Here is an 18,149-nt window from a genome sequence, read left to right on the forward strand (position 1 = left end):
TCTGGAGGCCGTGTACTAACATAGGCATGCAGCCCGCACGCAAAATGCCCTACTGTGCACGGCCTCCCCTCCGTCCCGGACCGGGGCCGCCGGCGGTCATCCCTCATTGGCGGCCGCCCGAGCTCGTTGCCAATCGGAGGAGGACCTCATGGCTGAAGAAAAAGACCCACCCCGCTCTGCGGACCCGCCGAAGGCCCTGATCCCCAGGAGCCAGCTCGGCGGCACGGACCGGCGGCGTAACGGCCAGGACTTCGAAAACCGCCCGCCCGTTTCCAGTCAGGAACTCAGCAAGGCGCCCGCCGAACTGATCGAGGAACGCGGGCCGAAGGTCAACTGGCGGGTCTTCGTGATCTCCTCGGCCATCATCGTTGCCTTCTCCGTGTGGGCGATGATTATGCCCACCGGCGCGGCCGCGACCATGAAGACCGTGGTGGCCTGGATCGCGGAAAACCTCGGCTGGTTCTACGTCCTCACGGTCACGGTGGTGATCGTGTTCGTCCTCTGGGTGGCCCTGTCCAAGGAAGGGTCGGTCCGGCTCGGCCCGGACCACTCCCGCCCACAATACAAACTCTTCACCTGGGTAGCCATGCTGTTCGCCGCCGGGGTCGGCATCGACATGCTCTTCTACTCCGTGACCGGACCCATCACCCAGTACATGACGCCGCCGGTGGGCGCAGGCCAGACCCCCGCCGCCGCCCAGGACGCCGTTGTCTGGACCATGTTCCACTACGGCGTGGCCGGCTGGGCGATGTACGCGCTGCTCGGCATGGCCATGGGGTATTTCGCCTACCGCTGGGGCATGCCGCTGTCCATCCGCGCCGCCCTGTATCCGCTGCTTGGCAAACGCGTCCGCGGCGGCCTGGGCGACGCCATCGACATCGTGACCCTGGTAGGCACGGTCTTCGGCGTTGCCACGTCCATGGGCATCGGCGTGGTGCTGCTGAACGTGGGGTTCTCCTTGCTGTTCGGCCTGCAGCAGGGCCTGGCACTGCAGATAGCGCTGGTGATTGTCGCCGTCGTGATGACCATCGCCGCATGCACCTCCGGCGTCGACAAGGGAATCCGCTGGATCTCCGAACTGAACATCTGGAGTGCGGCGGCCATGCTGCTGTACATCCTGGTGACCGGCAAGACCTCTTTCCTGCTGAACACCATGGTGGAAAACATCGGCCGGTTCCTGTTCACCCTGCCCGACCGCACCCTGCAGACCTTCGCCTACGAGGAGGGCGGCTCCGAGTGGATGGCCGGCTGGACACTGTTCTTCTGGGCTTTCTGGCTTGCCTGGGGTCCGTTCGTTGGGCTTTTCCTGGCCCGCATTTCCCGCGGCCGGACCTTGCGGGAGTTCGTCATCGCCGCCATCACGGCCCCCGTGCTGTGCGACTTCCTGATCGTCAGCATCTTCGGCAACAGCGCCATGCATGAGGTCCTGGGCGGCAACACGGAGTTCGCCCGGTTGGCCATGGACAGCCCGGAACAGGGCTGGTACGCCCTGCTGCAGATGTTCCCCGGCGCCGGATTCCTGATCGGCCTGGGTACGCTGTCCGGAATGCTGTTCTACCTCACCAGCGCCAACTCCGGTGCCATGGTGATGTCCAACTTCTCCTCCTCCATCCCGGACCCGTCACAGGACGGCGCCAAGTGGCTGCGCATCTTCTGGGCGGTCCTCACAGCGCTGCTGACCATCGCGATGCTGGTGGCCGGCGGCGTGACCACCATGGAGTACGCCACGCTCATCTTTGCCCTCCCGGTGACAGTCATCGCCTGGCTGGTGATGGCCTCCTTCTCCAAGGCGCTGCGCATGGAGCGTGCGGAACGCGAGGGGCAGGTCCTGCGGAGGCAGTCGACGGCGGCGCACGGCGGCTATGTGCCGGACCGTACCTGGCGCCAGCGGCTGGCAGGGATGCGGTCCTATCCGTCGAAGAAGCAGGTGGCGCAGTTCATGGAACGCACGGTGCAGCCTGCACTTGCCGACGTGGTCAGGGAGTTCACCAAGCTGGGCTACGAGGCCACCCTTGACCTCATACCGGATGAACACACGGCCATCGCCAGCCACGCGCTGGTGGTCAGCATTCCGGACCACCGCGACTTCCACTACCAGGTGAAGGCAGTGGAGGCGCCGGTGCCGATGTTCGGCGGACGGATGTCCCGGCAGACTGACATCTACTACCGGGTGGAAGTCTTCGCACAGACCGGATCCGAGGGCTACGACCTGATGGGCCTGTCGCATCAGCAGATCATCGACGACGTCCTGGACCGTTACGAGGCGCACCTGGGCTTCCTGACGTACTCAACCCAGCACGACTACGCCTCGGTGCTCACCCCGCCGGTTCCGGCAGCCACCGGGAGCATGCCTCTGGTGGAACCTCCGCACGACAGCGGAACGGACAACCCCGGGGCCTAGCGGTGTCCGTTAGGCGGGCGGTGTCCGTTAGGCGGTTGCCGCCTGGCCAAGCCGGTAATCGGCGGCGGCGTACACGCCCAGGATCCGCACTTCCGTGGTGAAGAAGGCGAGTTCCTCCAAGGCAAGGCTCAGCGCCAGGTCCTCGGGGTGGCCTTCGACGTCGGCCATGAACATGGTGGCGGCAAACTCGTTGCCCACCATGTAGCTCTCAAGGCGCGTCATGTTCACGCCGTTGGTGGCGAACCCGCCGAGGGCCTTGAAGAGCGCCGACGGAACGTTCCGGACCCGGAACAGGAAGCTTGTCACGGCCGGTCCGGCCAGTTCTTCCCGGGTGGGGAGTTCCTTTTCCGGCGCCAGGACCACAAACCGGGTGGTGTTCGAAGGGTCATCCTCCACCCGCAAAGCCAGCACCTCCAGGCCATAGATCTCGGCGGCCAAGGGGGGAGCGAGGGAAAGTTTGGTGGGGTCGTTCCACTCCCGCACCTCCCGGGCTGAACCGGCGGTGTCGCCGGCGATGACGGGCTTGAGGCCGTGCTCGCGGATCAGCCGCCGGCACTGGCCCAGGGCGTGGATATGGCTGTGGACCTCGGTGGCCGCTTCGATGGTGCTCCCGGGAATGCCCAACAGATCGAAATGGATGGGCAGGAAGAACTCGCCGACGATCTGCAGCCGGGACTGCGGCAGCAGGATGTGGATGTCCGCCACCCGGCCGGCAATCGAGTTCTCAATGGGGATCATCGCCAGTTCCGCCTCGCCGCTGGACACCAGCTCGAAGGCGTCCTCGAAACTGGCGCAGGGTACGCTCTCCAGCTGGGGGAACATCTGCATGCACGCGATATTGGAGTTGGCGCCGGGCTCACCCTGGTACGCAATCTTCTGGGCCATGGTCCGTATGGTTTCACGGCCCGCGCCATCCCCCCAATCGGGCCGGGATTATCCCGTCATTGAGCAGCCGCTCCGGGACCCCCGGTCACGGCCCCCGTCAGCCGGGAGTGACCCGCAGCCATAGGTACTGGTGCGGGGCAAGCGTGACGCCTTCAGTAAGGCTGACGGTTTCCTCTGTGAGAAGTTCGACGGCGGCAGCCGCGAACCCGGAGAACGTCACCGCCGGAATCTGCCGGGCGCCGTCGCCGAAGTTTGCCAGCACCAGGACGGTGCTGCCCAGGACGGTGCTGCCCGGACCTGTGCTCGCAGTTGCGCCTTCCTCGCCGGGGCGCTGGAAGCCCAGGACGCCGGGGGAGTTGGTGCGGAAGCCGATAAGCCGGGTCCCGGCCAGTTCCGGGGTTGAAGCCCGGACTTCGGTCATGCGGCGCAGGCCGCTGAAGATCTGCCCCTCGGCGGTGGCGGGGTCGTGCCTGCGGGCATACTGCTCCGCGGGGTAGTGGGGCCGATGCACCCAGCGGCTGTCGGCGTCGTGCCCTTCCTCCAGGGCGTACTGGTAGTCATTGAGCTGCCCCACCTCGTCGCCGAGGTAGAGCAGCGGGATGCCGCCGGTGCTGAAGGCCACCGAGTGGGCCAGCAGGATCCTTCCAATGGCGTGCTCCGGATCGTCCTCGAGCCCGCAGAGTGAGGCGGTGGTTCCGGAGATGCGGCAGTCGCCGGTGCGGGGGTTGTCCTGGAACGGGACGCCCCGGGCAAAGCTCCCGGGGAACCGGTTGACGTAGAAGGCGTTGAGGAACCGCCGGTGGTCAAAACCGTTGATTCCCAGCTCAGCGGCGTCCTCGTCGGCGAATGTCCAGCCGATATCGTCATGGCTGCGGACGTAGTTCACCCACGATGTGCCGGTGGGAATGTTGTGCCGCCGCTCCAAGGCCTGGGACAGAAGCGCCACGTCGCGGGTGGCAAGCGACTCCCAGATGAGGGCCATCTGCAGCGGGTTGTAGGACAGCTGGCATTCGGCCGGATCGATGTAGAGCGCCACCTCGTCCGGGTGCACAATCGCCTCGGACTTGAACAGCAGCGACGGCGCCGCCAGCCGGCACACAGCGTTGAACGCCCGGAGGAGCTGGTGTGCTTCGGGCAGGTTTTCGCACGGCGTGCCCAGCTGCTTCCAGATGAAGGCGACGGCATCCATGCGCAGGATGTCCACCCCCTGGTTGGCGAGGAACAGCATTTCGCCCGCCATGGCCCGGAACACTGCCGGGTTCGCGTAGTTCAGGTCCCACTGGTAGGTGTGGAACGTCGCCCATACCCACCGCCCGTCCGGCAGCGGGACGAAGGATCCGGGGTGGTCGTCCGGGAAGATCTCCCGCACGGTCCGCTCAAAGGCGTCGGGCATGGTCCGGTCCGGATAGATCCAGAAGTAGTCGCTGTACTCCGGATCGCCTGCCGCCGCCCGCCGGGCCCAGTCGTGTTCGTTGGACGTGTGGTTGAAGATGAAGTCCACCACGAGGCTGATGCCGTTGGCCCGGAGCTCCGCAGCCAGCCCCCGCAGCTGCTCCATGGTGCCCAGCTTCGGGTTGACGTGCCGGTAGCTGGAAACCGCGTAACCGCCGTCGGAATGCGGCTCCGGCGCCTGGAACAGCGGCATCAGGTGAAGATAGGTGAGGCCGAGTTCCTTGAAATACGGGATCCGGGCACGGACGCCGTCCAGGCTGGCGGCGTACCGGTCCACGTAGCAGACCCCGCCGAGCATGTCGTTGGACAGGAACCAGTTGCTGTTCCCCTCCCGCTCGGCGTCGACGGCCTTCAGCCCCGCCGGACGCTCCTGCCAGGAGCGGGCACATTGGACCACCAGCGCGGTGAGCTGATCCAGCCAGTCCTCCCGCGTTCTGTACAGGCCGTGAAAGAGCTGCCGGAGCTCCGGGAAGTGCCGGTCAAACCGTTGCCTGAACGCGCCGTCCGGATCTGACTCCGCCAAGGCCGGTTCGCGGTTCAGTGCATCCAGGACGTGCTGATACGACGATTCGTCCACATTGACCTGCCCCTGCATGGATCCACTCCTCCTGCTGCGGCCGGCTCATCCCGCCGGCTCGTGGTTACGGAAGTATGCCATGGGAACATCCAAGCCGACAGGCATTGGCAGGGCCATGACGGACCGCGGTGCAGGATTCAGGAAGTCCGGCGGCAATATTCGTTGATACCATCGGATGTTGAACATTCAATGAATTTGAGGAGACAGTGTGGACTCGCGGCTCGAAGCCATCCGGAATACCGTGTTGGCGCGGAACCCCGGCGAGGCTGAATTCCATCAGGCAGTGACCGAGGTTTTCGAGAGCCTTGGACCCGTCCACGACCGGCACCCGGAGTTCCTCGAAGCCGCCATCCTGGAGCGGTTGTGCGAGCCAGAACGGCAGATCATCTTCCGCGTGCCGTGGACCGACGACTCCGGCCGCGTGCAGATCAACCGCGGCTTCCGGGTTGAATTCAACTCGGCCCTCGGCCCCTACAAGGGCGGACTGCGCTTCCACCCCTCCGTCTACCTGGGAATTGTGAAGTTCCTGGGTTTCGAGCAGATTTTCAAGAACGCGCTGACCGGCATGCCCATCGGCGGCGGCAAGGGCGGCTCGGACTTTGACCCCCGCGGCCGCAGCGATGCCGAAGTGATGCGGTTCTGCCAGTCGTTCATGACCGAGCTGTACCGCCACATCGGCGAATACACGGACGTTCCCGCCGGTGACATCGGTGTGGGCGGACGCGAGATCGGCTACCTCTTCGGCCAGTACAAGCGCATCACCAACCGCTATGAATCCGGTGTCCTGACCGGCAAAGGTATTTCCTGGGGCGGCTCGCTGGTCCGGCCCGAGGCCACGGGCTTCGGCACCGTCATCTTCACCGAAGAAATGCTCAAGACCCGCGGAACGTCCTTCGACGGCCAGCGTGTGGTGGTCTCCGGTTCCGGCAACGTAGCCATCAACGCCATCGCCAAGGCCCAGACGCTCGGCGCCACAGTGGTGGCCTGCTCGGATTCTTCCGGCTACATCGTGGACGAGGCTGGAATCGACGTCGGACTCCTCCGCCAGGTGAAGGAAACCGAACGCGGACGCCTCAAGGACTATTCACTGCGCCGTTCCGGCGTTGCCTACGTGGAGGCAGGCTCCGTGTGGGACGTCAATGCCACCGTGGCTTTGCCGTGCGCCACCCAGAACGAGCTCGACGGCGATGCTGCCGCGCGGTTGGTCCGCAACGGCCTCCTCGCCGTCGGCGAAGGCGCCAATATGCCCTCCACCCGTGACGCGGTTTCGGTGTTCCAGGATGCCGGCGTGCTGTTCGGCCCGGGCAAAGCCGCCAACGCGGGAGGTGTGGCCACTTCAGCGCTGGAGATGCAGCAGAACGCCAGCCGCGACTCCTGGTCCTTCGAGCACACCGAGCAGCGCCTGACGGAGATCATGGTGGGGATCCACCACCGCTGCGCCGCCACCGCTGACGAATACGGGGAGCCAGGCAATTATGTGCTCGGCGCCAACATCGGCGGCTTCGTCAAGGTGGCAGACGCCATGCTCGCCCAAGGGCTGATCTAGGGCCTGATCCAGCACCTGCAACTGCTCCACCGCCCGCTGATTGCTCCGGCCCCGATTTACCGCGGCAAGGTAAGGATCTCCGCCCCGTCCGTGGTGATCGCGATGGTGTGCTCGCTGTGGGCGGTCCGGCATCCCGTCGCGCTTCGGAGCGTCCACCCGTCCGCATCCGTGACGAGTTGGGCTGTGTCCACCATGATCCATGGCTCCAGCGCCAGCAGCAGCCCGGGGCGCAGCTTGTAGCCACGGCCGGGCCGTCCGGTGTTCGGCACGTGCGGATCCTGGTGCATGGTTGATCCGATGCCGTGGCCGCCGAACTCGGTGTTGACGGGATACCCCGCTTCGCTGAGGACGGCGCCGATGGCGTACGAGATGTCGCCGATTCGCGCTCCGGGGCCGGCGGCCGCTATCCCTGCCGCCAGGGCGCGTTCGGTCGTGCTGATCAATGCCACGCTCTCCGCGGGCTTTGATTCGCCCACGATGAAGCTGATGGCGGAATCTGCGGCGATTCCGGCTTTGGCGACGGCGAGATCGAGAGTCAGCAGGTCGCCGTCGGCAAGCGCGTAGTCGTGCGGCAGCCCGTGGAGGACGGCATCGTTGACGGCGGTGCAGATGTAGTGGCCGAACGGCCCGCGTCCGAAGGATGGCGCGTAGTCCACGTAACAGGAGTCCGCTCCGGCGTCGACGATCATGCCCTTGGCCCACCGATCGATGTCCAGGAGGTTTGTGCCCACAGTGGTGCGGCCCTTCAGCGTCTGCAGGATGTTGGCCACCAAGGCGCCTGTTTCCTTTGCACGGGCCAGTTCGGTGGGGTTCAGGATCTCGATCATGCGGCGCCTTTCTCATGCGGCCAATATCTATACCGGCCATATTATGGTGGGCCTTCACTCGATGCCGTGCGGGCCGAAATCAAGCAGCGTCCAGGCTCCGCTGCCGCGTAACACGCAATTAACATTTCTGAGCGACGCCCGTAACGGCGGTTTGGCTACTCTGGTGCAACAAGGTTTACTAGTAGCTAACGCCAACCGGACAGGAATGTTTCGATGACAAGTGTCGCAACCCCTGCTGTATCCGCACTATCCATAACCCCGGCCGATCACATTTCGCTGAAGGACATCGCGCAGGCCCACGATGTCCGCTTCCTCCTGGCCACCTTCGTGGACATGACCGGCAAGCCCTGCGCCAAGCTTGTCCCCGTTGAAGCCGCCGATGAACTCGAGGCCGGAGCCATGGGCTTCGCCGGGTACGCGGCCGGACTGATCGGCCAGAAGCCCCAGGACTCCGACCTGATCGCGGTCCCGGACCTGGCCTCCTTCACCCCCGTGCCCTTCATCAAGGAGGGTCTGGCGATCATTCACTGCGACCCGCACGTGGACGGCAAGCCCTGGCCGTACGCCCCGCGGGTCATCCTGAAGAACACGCTCGCCCGGCTGGCCGGGAAGGGCATGCAGGCCAAGATCGGCGCCGAGGTGGAGTACTTCCTGGTGAACAGGAACGACGACGGGACGCTGAGTACCGCCGATGCCCGCGATGATTCGCCCCGCCCCTGCTATGACGCCCGCGGTGTCACCAGGATGTACGATCACCTCACTTCCATCTCGGAGGCGATGAACTCCCTGGGCTGGGGCAACTACGCCAATGACCACGAGGACGCCGCCGGCCAGTTCGAGCAGAACTTCAACTACGCCGACGCGCTCACCACCGCCGACCGTGTGGTCAGCCTCCGCTACATCCTGAACATTCTCGCTGAACAGCGCGGCATGACCGCAACCTTCATGCCCAAGCCGTTCACCGACCGGACCGGCACCGGCCTGCACTTCCACCTGTCCCTGTGGTCCGGCGCCGAGGCGCTGTTCCCCGCAGGCAGCGGTGCGAACAACAATAGTGCCGGCACCACCGGAACGGACGACGGCGGCCGCGGCCTGGGGCTCTCAGCGCTCGCCTATTCGTTCATCGGCGGCATCCTTGAGCACGCTCCCGCGTTGCAGGCGTTTCTGGCGCCCACCGTGAATTCCTACAAGCGCTCCGGTGCCACCACCAGCTCCTCCGGCGCCACGTGGTCGCCGCGGAAGGCGTCGTTCGGCGGCAACGACCGCACCCACATGATCCGCGTCCCGGACAACAAGCGGATCGAACTCCGCTCCGGTGACGGCTCGGCCAACCCCTACCTGGCCATCGCCACCGCCATTGAAGCGGGCCTGGACGGCGTTGAACGGGCTGTTGATCCGGGAATGCCCTCCGGCCCGGGCGAGTCCAAGCCCGGTGCCCACCTCCTGCCGGCCACCCTGCTGCACGCCGTGGAAGCCCTCCGGAAGGATCCGGTGATCCTGGCCAGCCTCAGCGGGGACGCGGAGATCGGCAAGTACTACGCCGATGCCAAGGAAGAGGAATTCCTCAGCTGGCACAACCAGGTCAGCGACTGGGAGATCCGTACCTACCTGACATCCATCTGACCCGGCTCCAGTAAGAACCTCCACCAAGTAAAGGAACCCCACATGTGCGGAATCGCCGCGCTGCAGCTGCGCAACCCCCTGCTGCACCCCCAGATGGGCAGCCTCCTGTCCTCGATGATGTGCCAGATCGTGGACCGTGGCCCGGACTCCGCCGGCATGGCTGTCTATGACACCCCGGGCCTGGTCTCCGTAGGAACCTCCACCCTCAGCCTTCTGGGGAAGGACCAGGGCCTGCCCGTCGCAGAGATCCAGCTGGCAGTTGCCGGCATGCTGCCTTCGGACGCCGGAACCGCGGTCCGGGTGGTGGGCGACACCACGCTGGTGAGCGCCGCCGTCGGAACTGATCTTCTGGTGAAAGCGGTCAGCGAAACCCTTCCCGGCTCCACCATCATTGGCCGCGGCGAGCACGTGGCCGTGATGAAGAGCGTCGGACACCCCATGGAGATCGCCGCCGAGCACGGGCTCGAAGCGATGGCCGGCAGCCAGGGCCTCTCGCACACCCGGATGGCCACCGAGTCCGCTGTGACCGCAGGCGGCTCGCACCCCTTCTCCGTTGCCGACGACCTCTGCCTGGTCCACAACGGCTCCTTCTCCAACCACGCCACGGTCCGGCGGGGCCTCTTGCGCGAAGGCGTGGTGTTCGATTCCGAGAATGACACCGAGGTGGGCGCCCGCTACGTGGCCTCCCGCCTGCAGCAGGGCGACACCCTCGAGGAAGCCCTGGTCAACCTGGGCAAGGTCCTCGACGGTTTCTACACCCTGGTGGTGACCACCGCCGACAGCATGGCCGTGGTCCGGGATCCCATCGCCTGCAAGCCGGCCATCATCGCCGAAACGGACGATTACGTGGCGATGGCCTCCGAATACCGCGCCCTGGCCGCCCTGCCCGGCATCGAAAACGCCCGCATCTTTGAACCGGAACCCGGAAAGGTCTACACATGGTCACTCTGACAGCGCCCGAAACCAGCAGCCCCGAATCCAGCACTGCTGCACGCAGGTCAACAACGCAGGACACCTTCGTTGTTGACCTGGCCGGCAGCCCGGTCCGCGCCTTCAACCAGGCCCTGCACAACGCCGTTGACGGCCAGTCCTGGACCGTCACCAACCCCGAAGGCAAGCACAGCCTTGCAGTGGGCATCAACGCGGACGTCACGGTGACAGTGGAAGGCCATGCCGGCTACTACGCGGCCGGGATGCACCAAAAAGGCGACGTCACCATCAACGGCAATGCCGGCGTCGGGCTGGCTGAGAACATCATGTCCGGCCGCGTCCACGTCAAGGGCGATGCCTCCCAGTCCGCAGCGGCCACCGGCCACGGCGGCCTGGTGGTCATCGACGGCAACGCCAGCGCCCGCTGCGGCATCTCCATGAAGGGCGTGGACATTGTGGTGGGCGGCAATATCGGCCACATGTCCGCCTTTATGGCCCAGGCCGGCCGCCTGGTGGTCTGCGGCGACGCCGGCGAAGCCCTGGGCGACTCCATCTACGAGGCCAGGATCTACGTCAAAGGCACTGTGGCCTCCCTCGGCGCCGACTGCATCGAAAAGCCCCTGAAGGAAGAGCACCTGGCCGAACTTGGCGAACTGCTCGCCGCCGCCGGCCGCACCGACAACCCGGCCGACTTCAAGCGCTACGGCTCAGCCCGGAACCTCTACCACTTCAGCGTCCACAACTCGACGTCGTACTAGGAGCCACCATGACCATCACCTCCCTTCCCCAAAACGCTCCGGCAAAGGACACCGCGTTCCCCACCCAGGCGTTCCCCACCCAGAACGTCGCTGAACTGGGCCTTCGCGAGTCCTCCACGTTCGACCGCGCCACCATCGCCGACATCCAGCGCGCGGCCGCAACCGGCGTCTATGACATCCGCGGCTGGGGCGCCAAGCGCAAGGTCCCGCAATTCGACGACCTGCTCTTCCTCGGCGCCTCCATGTCCCGCTACCCGCTGGAGGGTTACCGCGAAAAGTGCGATACCGACGTCGTCCTCGGTGACCGGCACGCCACCCGCCCGCTGCACCTGCAGACCCCGGTGACCATCGCCGGCATGAGCTTCGGCGCCCTGTCCGCCAACGCCAAGGAGGCCCTGGGCCGCGGCGCGTCCGAGGTGGGGACGTCCACCACCACGGGCGACGGCGGCATGACGCCGGAGGAGCGCGGCCAGTCCAAGCACCTCGTGTACCAGTACCTCCCGTCCCGTTACGGCATGAACCCGGACGACCTCCGCAAGGCCGACGCCATCGAGATCGTGCTCGGCCAGGGCGCCAAGCCCGGCGGCGGCGGCATGCTCCTGGGGCAGAAGATCACTGAACGCGTCGCCGGAATGCGCACCCTGCCGGTAGGAATCGACCAGCGCTCGGCCAGCCGCCACCCGGACTGGACCGGCCCGGACGATCTCGAAATCAAGATCGGCGAACTTCGCGAAATCACCGACTGGAAGACCCCTATCTACGTCAAAATCGGCGCCTCCCGCCCGTACTACGACACTGCGCTCGCAGTGAAGTCCGGGGCCGACGTCGTGGTGGTTGACGGCATGCAGGGCGGTACGGCCGCGACACAGCAGGTGTTCATCGAGAATGTCGGCATCCCCACGTTGGCTGCCATCCCGCAGGCGGTCCAGGCACTGCAGGAACTCGGCGTCCACCGCAAGGTCCAGCTCATCGTCTCCGGCGGCATCCGCACCGGGGCCGACGTCGCCAAGGCCATGGCCTTGGGTGCGGACGCGGTGGCCATCGGAACCGCAGCCCTTATTGCCCTGGGCGACAACGATCCCCGCTACGCCGCTGAGTACGCCGCCCTCGGCTCCGCCGCCGGCTTCTACGACGACTTCCAGGACGGCCGCGACCCCGCCGGCATCACCACCCAGGACCCGGAGCTCGCCTCCCGGCTGGACCCGGTAGCAGCCGGCCGCCGCTTGGCCAACTACCTGCGCGTTCTTACGATGGAAGCGCAGACAATTGCCCGGGCCTGCGGGAAGTCGCACCTGCACAACCTCGAGCCCGAGGACCTGGTGGCGCTCACTATTGAGGCGTCCGCCATGGCCCGCGTTCCGCTGGCCGGCACCAGCTGGATCCCGGGCGCCAAGTAGCACGCGCAAGTAACCCCGCCTTACGCGCCCGGGAAAGGAACCCAATATGACCGATTCCTCAGACTATGTGGTGGTGGGCGCCGGCCTGGCCGGTGCCGCCAGCGCCTGGCAGCTCGCCGCCCGCGGACACCAGGTGACCATCCTGGAACGCAACGTTCCGGCCAGCCACGATGCCAGTTCGCACGGCTCCGCGCGGATCTTCCGCTACGCCTACGCGGACCATTTCTACACGCACGCCGTGGCGGAGTCGAAGAGTCTGTGGGACGGGCTGGCTGAGGTCGCCGGCACACCGCTGATCACTCCCTCCGGAGCCGTGGACTTCGGCACGGAACGCCATCCCCAGCTGCTGGCGTCGGTGCTGGCTGACGAAGGCATCGAGCACGAACTCCTCGACGCCGCCGCTGCCCGCGACCGCTGGCCGGGGCTCGCCTTCGATACGGAGGTCCTCTGGCACCCCGGTGCCGGGGTCATCGACGCCGAAACGGCAGTCAACGCCATGGTGGACCAGGCCGTGAAGCACGGTGCCCGCCTGCTGACTGGCTGGCCACTGCGGTCGCTGGACAAGACTGCGGCCGGCTACCGCCTGACCTCCAGCACGGGTGAAACGTTCGACGCCGGCCACGTAGTGATCAGCACGGGCGGCTGGCTGCCGGAGCTGCTGGGCAAGCTGGCGCTGCCGGCGGGCTTCCTCGCCGGGTTGCCCCAGATCACCGTGCGGCAGGAGCAGGCGTTCCACTTCCGCTACCGGGATCCCGAGAGTGCCGCCAACTGGCCCACGTTCATCAACAAGCGCGAAGACATCCAGGTCTATGGCCTACCGGGCGGCCGCGACGCAGGCTTCGCCGGGCAGAAGGTGGCCGAATACAACGGCGGCAAGTTCATCCCCAGCGCCGCAGAGCAGACCGGCGAAGTGGACCCGGCAAACCGCACCCGGGTGGTGGACTACGTTCGCCGCCTCCTGCCGGGCCTGGACCCCGAGCCGTACGCCGAGACCACCTGCCTCTTCACCAACACGCCCACCGAGGACTTCATCATCGACCGGGTGGACGGCCTGACCATCCTCTCGCCCTGCTCCGGCCACGGCGCAAAATTCGCCCCGTTGATCGGCCAGTGGGCAGCGGACCTGGCAACCGGGGCAGCCAACGTCCCGCTCCGTTTCCGGACGGCGACGACGGCGGTCAGCAACCGCTGACTCCGCACTTTCCCCGCACCCATCCCACCCCAGCACTCATCCCGCCCCAGCACTCATTTCGAGAAACGGACCACCGTGACTGCCTCCACCTCCTCCGCCTTCCGCCACACCCCGGAGGCTGCACCGCACGCGTCCCCCGCCTTGCCAACAGCGGCTGAGCCTGCCGCCGCAACGGTGAGCGGCCTGCTCAGGGACATTGCCGACGTCGGCCGCGACAGTGCTCGGGGCGGCTATTCCCGCCCGGTGTTCTCCAGTGCTGAGACGGAACTTCGCAGCTGGTTCATCGAACAGGCCGCGCGCCGCGGTCTGGACGTCCAGACCGACCAGAACGGAATCATCTGGGCCTGGTGGGACACCTCGTCTGGCACCAGGCAGGATGCCGTGGTCACCGGCAGCCACCTCGATTCCGTGCCGGGCGGCGGTGAGTACGACGGTCCGCTGGGGGTCGCCTCGGCATTGGTCGCCGTCGACCTCCTCAAAGCCCGGGGGTTGCGTCCCAGGCGGCCGCTGGCCATTGCCGTATTCCCCGAAGAGGAAGGCTCCCGGTTCGGTGTGTCCTGCCTGGGGTCGCGCCTGCTCACCGGCCAACTCGATCCGAACAAAGCCCGGCGGCTCAAGGATCCGGACGGAAACACGTACGCGGACGTTGCCGCGGCGAACGGCCAGGATCCACGGCTGATCGGTGCCGACTACCAGGCGCTGGCGCAGCTGGGCATGTTTGTGGAGCTGCATGTTGAACAGGGGAGGGGCCTGATCGACCTGAACCAGCCGGTGGCCATCGGGTCATCGATCCTGGGCCACGGCCGCTGGAAGCTCACCGTCACCGGCGAGGGCAACCACGCCGGCACCACCCTGATGAAGGACCGGAAGGACCCCATGATCGCTGCGGCGAAGGTCATGGTGGGCATCCGCGACACGGCACGGAAATACCGCGACGCGCGGGCCACCGTGGGCAGGCTGCAGCCCGTGCCGGGCGGAACCAACGTGATCGCTTCCCGGGTGGACCTGTGGATCGATGTCAGGCACCCCGATGACTCGGTGACCGCCGCGCTGGTGGAGTCCATCGCGCTGAATGCCCAGGTGATGGCGGCTGAGGAAAGCTGCACCGCCACCCTCACCATGGAGTCACTGAGCCCCACCGTGAATTTCGACGCCTCGCTGCGGGACCGGCTCCGTGAACTCCTGCCGGACGCGCCTGTCTTGGACACCGGAGCAGGGCACGACGCCGGCGTCCTGGGTTCGCAGATCCCCACGGCCATGCTGTTCATCCGCAACCCCACCGGCATCTCCCACTCTCCCGATGAGCTGGTGGAGGATTGGGACGCCGAGGCCGGCGCGGTTGCGCTCGCGGACTCGCTGGCGGGGCTGTTGGGGGAGGCCCGGGTCATCGTTTAGCCGCGGGTTTCTGTCCTGCTGCGCTCGCGTTTGGGGGGCGCGCTTCAGTTCCTCACCCGGTAGACCATCAGCACGCAGCCGCCGTCAAGCTCGCGCGACTCTGTCAGTTCCAGCCCGATCCGGCCCTTGAGATCGCGGAAGAAGGGAACACCCGAGCCCAACAAGACGGGATGGACGTTCAGGCTGACCTGATCGATGGCACCGGCCTCAAACAGCGAACCCGCGAGCTCGCCGCCGCCCATCAGGCAAATACCTTTTCCCGGCTGCCGCTTGAGTGTGGTGACGAAATCGACGGCATCGGAGGAGACGAGCTCCGTGCCGGGCGGCGCCTGGGAAAGTGTGCGGGAGAAGAGGTACGTGGCAACTGCCGGAATTCCGCTGCCCTGAAGACTGCCCACTTCGGGTTCCGGGCCTGGGCCGGGTTCTGGGTCTTGTCCTGAGCGCGGTTCCGATCCGGGCTTGGGCCCGGGTTCACCGCCCATGCCTTGGGCGGCCGCGAATTCCCATGTTTTCCGTCCCATGAGGACGGCATCCACAGTGGACCAGTACTCGCTCATGTACTGTTCCACATCAGGGCCGAACCGGATCCAGTCGACTGCGCCGTCGCTGCCGGCAATGAACCCGTCAAGGCTGCACGCCGCACCATAGGTCACGGTCCGCATCGCATTTCCTTCCGCTGCACACCCACCAAAAAACTCTGGCACATGCCCGGGACTTTGGCTACGGCCCTTGCCTGGTATTGGTATTCAGCTGGCGCGGCACCTGCCTCGACCTGGCGTTATTACCGCACCGGCTGGACCCTGGCTGAGGCGTTATGGCCGCTCCGGTGCGACCTATGATGGCTCCTATGACCAATCACGCCCGGGAAGATGCTCCCGTGACCGGCTCAGTAGCCAACGCTGAGGATGCCGTTGCCGGTGTTGCGGCCGGCGTCGCGGGAAAACTGGAAGTCGCGGGAAAACTGGAACAGGTCATCGCCGCCCAGGTCCGGCACTACCGCACCGCCGGAGGCCTGTCCTCGGCAGAACTGGCGGCCCGGACCGGCTTGTCCAAGGCCATGATCTCCCGGATCGAGACGGCCACCACTTCCTGTTCGCTGACAACCCTGCAGCGTCTGGCCGATGGCCTGAAAATTCCTGTGACTGCTCTTTTTCGCGGCGCCGACACTGACCGCGATGCCACTTTCACCAAGAGCGGCCAGGGCAGCCTGACGGTGCGGAGCGGTACGCAACACGGCCACGAATACCGGGTCCTGGGCACGCTCAAGGGCCGCACCGATGCGCTTGAACCGACGCTGGTCACCCTCACGGACGCCTCCGACGTCTTCCCGCTGTTCCAGCACCCGGGCACCGAGTTCATCTACATGCTCACCGGGAAGATGGTCTACGGGCACGGCGCCTACGAGTACACGATGGAGGCGGGTGACTCGCTGCTGCTCGACGGCGAAGGCCCGCACGGTCCGCTCGAGCTCCTGGACCTGCCTATCCGGTTCCTGGCCGTCTCCGCCAAGTAATCCGCCGCGAGCAGCAGCGCGGGAAGTCACCAGCGGTACTGCACCTCAAGAGGCTTTTCCGGATAATCGCAGTGTCTTTGAGTGACCTGTGAAACTCGCTTGCCAGTGACTGAAACGTTGAATTAACGAGCCGGAAACCCACCGCAGGACTGCGCCCACGAAGATTGAAGCAGACGGCAATAGCTGCCCTCCGATGAACGTGGTACTGACTCCGCGTCCCTCCTCCGGAGCGGCTCTGACGGGCAATTTCCGTTCTCTCTTCGCATCACGAAAGGGGTTTCCCATGGATTCGGGAAATGTCGCTTGGATTCTGGCCAGCTCGGCGCTGGTCTGTATGATGATCCCCGCCCTGGCCCTGTTCTACGGGGGCATGGTGGGGTCGCGTCGCATTCTAAACATGATGATGATGTGCTTCGGCGGCGCCAGCCTGGTCGCCGTGCTGTGGGCGCTCTTCGGCTACTCGATGGCCTTCGGAAATTCAGTGGGCGGCCTCGGGCTGATCGGTGACATCACCGAGTTCCCCGGAATGGGGCAGCTGCTCGCCGCAGACGAGGCAGCATCCATCCCGGTCATCCTCTTCGCAGCCTTCCAGCTGTTCTTCGCGTGTGTCACCACCGCCCTGGTCGCGGGAGCGGCAGCCGGGCGCATGAAGTTCGGTGCATGGATGCTCTTTGCCGGAATCTGGGCAACGATCGTCTACTTCCCCATCGCGCACTGGGTGTTCGCCTTCTCTTCGGCTGACGGCAGCGTTACCGGCGGCTGGATCGCCAGCGGCATCAAGGCCATTGACTTCGCCGGTGGCACCGCGGTCCACATGAACGCGGGAGCCGCGGCACTGGCTCTGGCGCTTGTCCTGGGCAGGAGCTCCGGCTGGCCCAAGATGGAACACACGAAGCCCCACAGCCGGCCTCTCGTGCTCGTCGGCGCAGGGCTCCTCTGGGTGGGCTGGTTCGGCTTCAACGCCGGTTCCGCACTGTCCGCAGGCCAGTCGGCGTCGGTGGTTTTCCTGAACACCGCGGTGGCGGCCGCCGCGGGCCTTCTCGCCTGGGCCCTCGTTGAGCGGATCCGCCACGGCGCCGCAACCAGCATGGGCGCCGCGTCCGGCCTGATCTCGGCACTGGTTGCCATCACTCCCGCCTGTGGTGCGGTGAGCCCGCTCGGCGCACTGGCTATCGGCGCCATCGCTGGTGCTGTCTGCTCACTGGCAATCGAACTCAAGTTCCGCCTCGGCTACGACGACTCACTCGACGTCGTCGGGGTTCACCTGGTGGGCGGCATCCTTGGCACCCTGCTGATCGGCCTGTTCGCAACGGACGCCGCTCCGAATGGTGTGAGTGGCCTGTTCTACGGCGGCGGTGTTGAGCTGCTGGGTGTCCAGGCACTGGCTACGGTTACCGTGCTCGCCTACTCCTTTGGCATCACGTGGGTGCTGGCCAAGATCCTGGACCGGATTGTCGGCCTGCGGATCAAGCCGGAGGACGAGATGCGCGGCATCGATATTGCAGCACACTCCGAGTTCGCTTACTTGACGGACGAAGACCCCGTGGAGCTTGGTTCCCCCCAGCGGGCCTGACATAGGCCTGATGCATCCAACGCCTTGGACGTAACCCCCAAGGAGATCCATCTAAATAACACCAGGAATTCCGGGTAGGC

The 18,149-nt window shown here is 66.0% G+C and carries 14 protein-coding genes; 10 read left to right on the forward strand and 4 right to left on the reverse strand.

All coding sequences use genetic code 11. From position 1 onward, the window contains the following. Positions 1-148 precede the first annotated feature (148 nt). A complete protein-coding gene (gene betT / locus ACS5PJ_RS04290; protein WP_439433680.1) occupies positions 149-2,401 on the forward strand; it encodes a choline BCCT transporter BetT in 2,253 nt (750 codons plus the stop codon). Positions 2,402-2,428: 27 nt separating this feature from the next. Here betT and ACS5PJ_RS04295 read toward each other — a convergent pair whose 3' ends face one another. After that, positions 2,429-3,286: a prephenate dehydratase gene (locus ACS5PJ_RS04295; RefSeq protein ID WP_439433681.1), complete on the reverse strand. Its 858-nt coding sequence runs from the start codon at positions 3,284-3,286 to the stop codon at positions 2,429-2,431. Between the two features lie 97 nt (positions 3,287-3,383). Then, positions 3,384-5,333 (reverse strand): alpha-amylase family protein, encoded by a 1,950-nt coding sequence (locus tag ACS5PJ_RS04300; RefSeq protein WP_439433682.1) that lies wholly within the window; start codon positions 5,331-5,333, stop codon positions 3,384-3,386. A 190-nt stretch (positions 5,334-5,523) separates the two neighbouring features. Between ACS5PJ_RS04300 and gdhA the strand changes: the two genes are divergently transcribed. Beyond that, on the forward strand, positions 5,524-6,861 hold the full coding sequence (gdhA, locus tag ACS5PJ_RS04305) for an NADP-specific glutamate dehydrogenase (RefSeq protein ID WP_439433683.1): 1,338 nt from the start codon (positions 5,524-5,526) through the stop codon (positions 6,859-6,861). Between the two features lie 56 nt (positions 6,862-6,917). Here gdhA and map read toward each other — a convergent pair whose 3' ends face one another. After that, a complete protein-coding gene (map, locus tag ACS5PJ_RS04310) occupies positions 6,918-7,688 on the reverse strand; it encodes a type I methionyl aminopeptidase (RefSeq protein WP_439433684.1) in 771 nt (256 codons plus the stop codon). A gap of 213 nt (positions 7,689-7,901) precedes the next feature. Between map and glnT the strand changes: the two genes are divergently transcribed. From glnT to ACS5PJ_RS04340, 6 genes are all read left to right on the forward strand, one after another. Continuing rightward, the gene (glnT, locus tag ACS5PJ_RS04315) at positions 7,902-9,311 is read left to right on the forward strand and encodes a type III glutamate--ammonia ligase (protein ID WP_439433685.1); all 1,410 of its coding nucleotides are present in this window, start codon (positions 7,902-7,904) and stop codon (positions 9,309-9,311) included. A 42-nt stretch (positions 9,312-9,353) separates the two neighbouring features. After that, positions 9,354-10,262, forward strand: coding sequence for a class II glutamine amidotransferase domain-containing protein (locus ACS5PJ_RS04320; protein ID WP_439433686.1), 909 nt, complete (start codon positions 9,354-9,356; stop codon positions 10,260-10,262). Further along, positions 10,250-10,999 carry a GltB/FmdC/FwdC-like GXGXG domain-containing protein gene (locus ACS5PJ_RS04325; protein ID WP_439433687.1) on the forward strand — a complete coding sequence of 250 codons (750 nt, stop codon included), beginning with the start codon at positions 10,250-10,252 and terminating at the stop codon, positions 10,997-10,999. Before ACS5PJ_RS04320 ends, ACS5PJ_RS04325 begins: the two co-directional genes overlap by 13 nt. Positions 11,000-11,007: 8 nt before the next feature. Next, on the forward strand, positions 11,008-12,396 hold the full coding sequence (locus tag ACS5PJ_RS04330; RefSeq protein WP_439433688.1) for an FMN-binding glutamate synthase family protein: 1,389 nt from the start codon (positions 11,008-11,010) through the stop codon (positions 12,394-12,396). A gap of 46 nt (positions 12,397-12,442) precedes the next feature. Then, on the forward strand, positions 12,443-13,588 hold the full coding sequence (locus ACS5PJ_RS04335; protein ID WP_439433689.1) for an FAD-dependent oxidoreductase: 1,146 nt from the start codon (positions 12,443-12,445) through the stop codon (positions 13,586-13,588). Positions 13,589-13,729: 141 nt separating this feature from the next. Then, positions 13,730-14,983 carry an allantoate amidohydrolase gene (locus ACS5PJ_RS04340; protein WP_439434107.1) on the forward strand — a complete coding sequence of 418 codons (1,254 nt, stop codon included), beginning with the start codon at positions 13,730-13,732 and terminating at the stop codon, positions 14,981-14,983. Between the two features lie 44 nt (positions 14,984-15,027). On the opposite strand, the gene ACS5PJ_RS04345 is transcribed toward ACS5PJ_RS04340, so the two are convergent. Continuing rightward, the gene (locus ACS5PJ_RS04345) at positions 15,028-15,645 is read right to left on the reverse strand and encodes a dihydrofolate reductase family protein (RefSeq protein ID WP_439433690.1); all 618 of its coding nucleotides are present in this window, start codon (positions 15,643-15,645) and stop codon (positions 15,028-15,030) included. 185 nt (positions 15,646-15,830) lie between these two features. Here ACS5PJ_RS04345 and ACS5PJ_RS04350 point away from each other — a divergent pair, with 185 nt between their 5' ends. Together ACS5PJ_RS04350 and ACS5PJ_RS04355 are read left to right on the forward strand one after the other, a co-directional pair. After that, complete coding sequence (locus tag ACS5PJ_RS04350) at positions 15,831-16,496, forward strand: helix-turn-helix domain-containing protein (protein ID WP_439433691.1); 666 nt, start codon at positions 15,831-15,833, stop codon at positions 16,494-16,496. A 283-nt stretch (positions 16,497-16,779) separates the two neighbouring features. Continuing rightward, on the forward strand, positions 16,780-18,069 hold the full coding sequence (locus tag ACS5PJ_RS04355; protein WP_439433692.1) for an ammonium transporter: 1,290 nt from the start codon (positions 16,780-16,782) through the stop codon (positions 18,067-18,069). Positions 18,070-18,149 lie beyond the last annotated feature (80 nt).

This window comes from Pseudarthrobacter cremeus, from assembly GCF_051857465.1.
Taxonomy (GTDB): domain Bacteria; phylum Actinomycetota; class Actinomycetes; order Actinomycetales; family Micrococcaceae; genus Arthrobacter.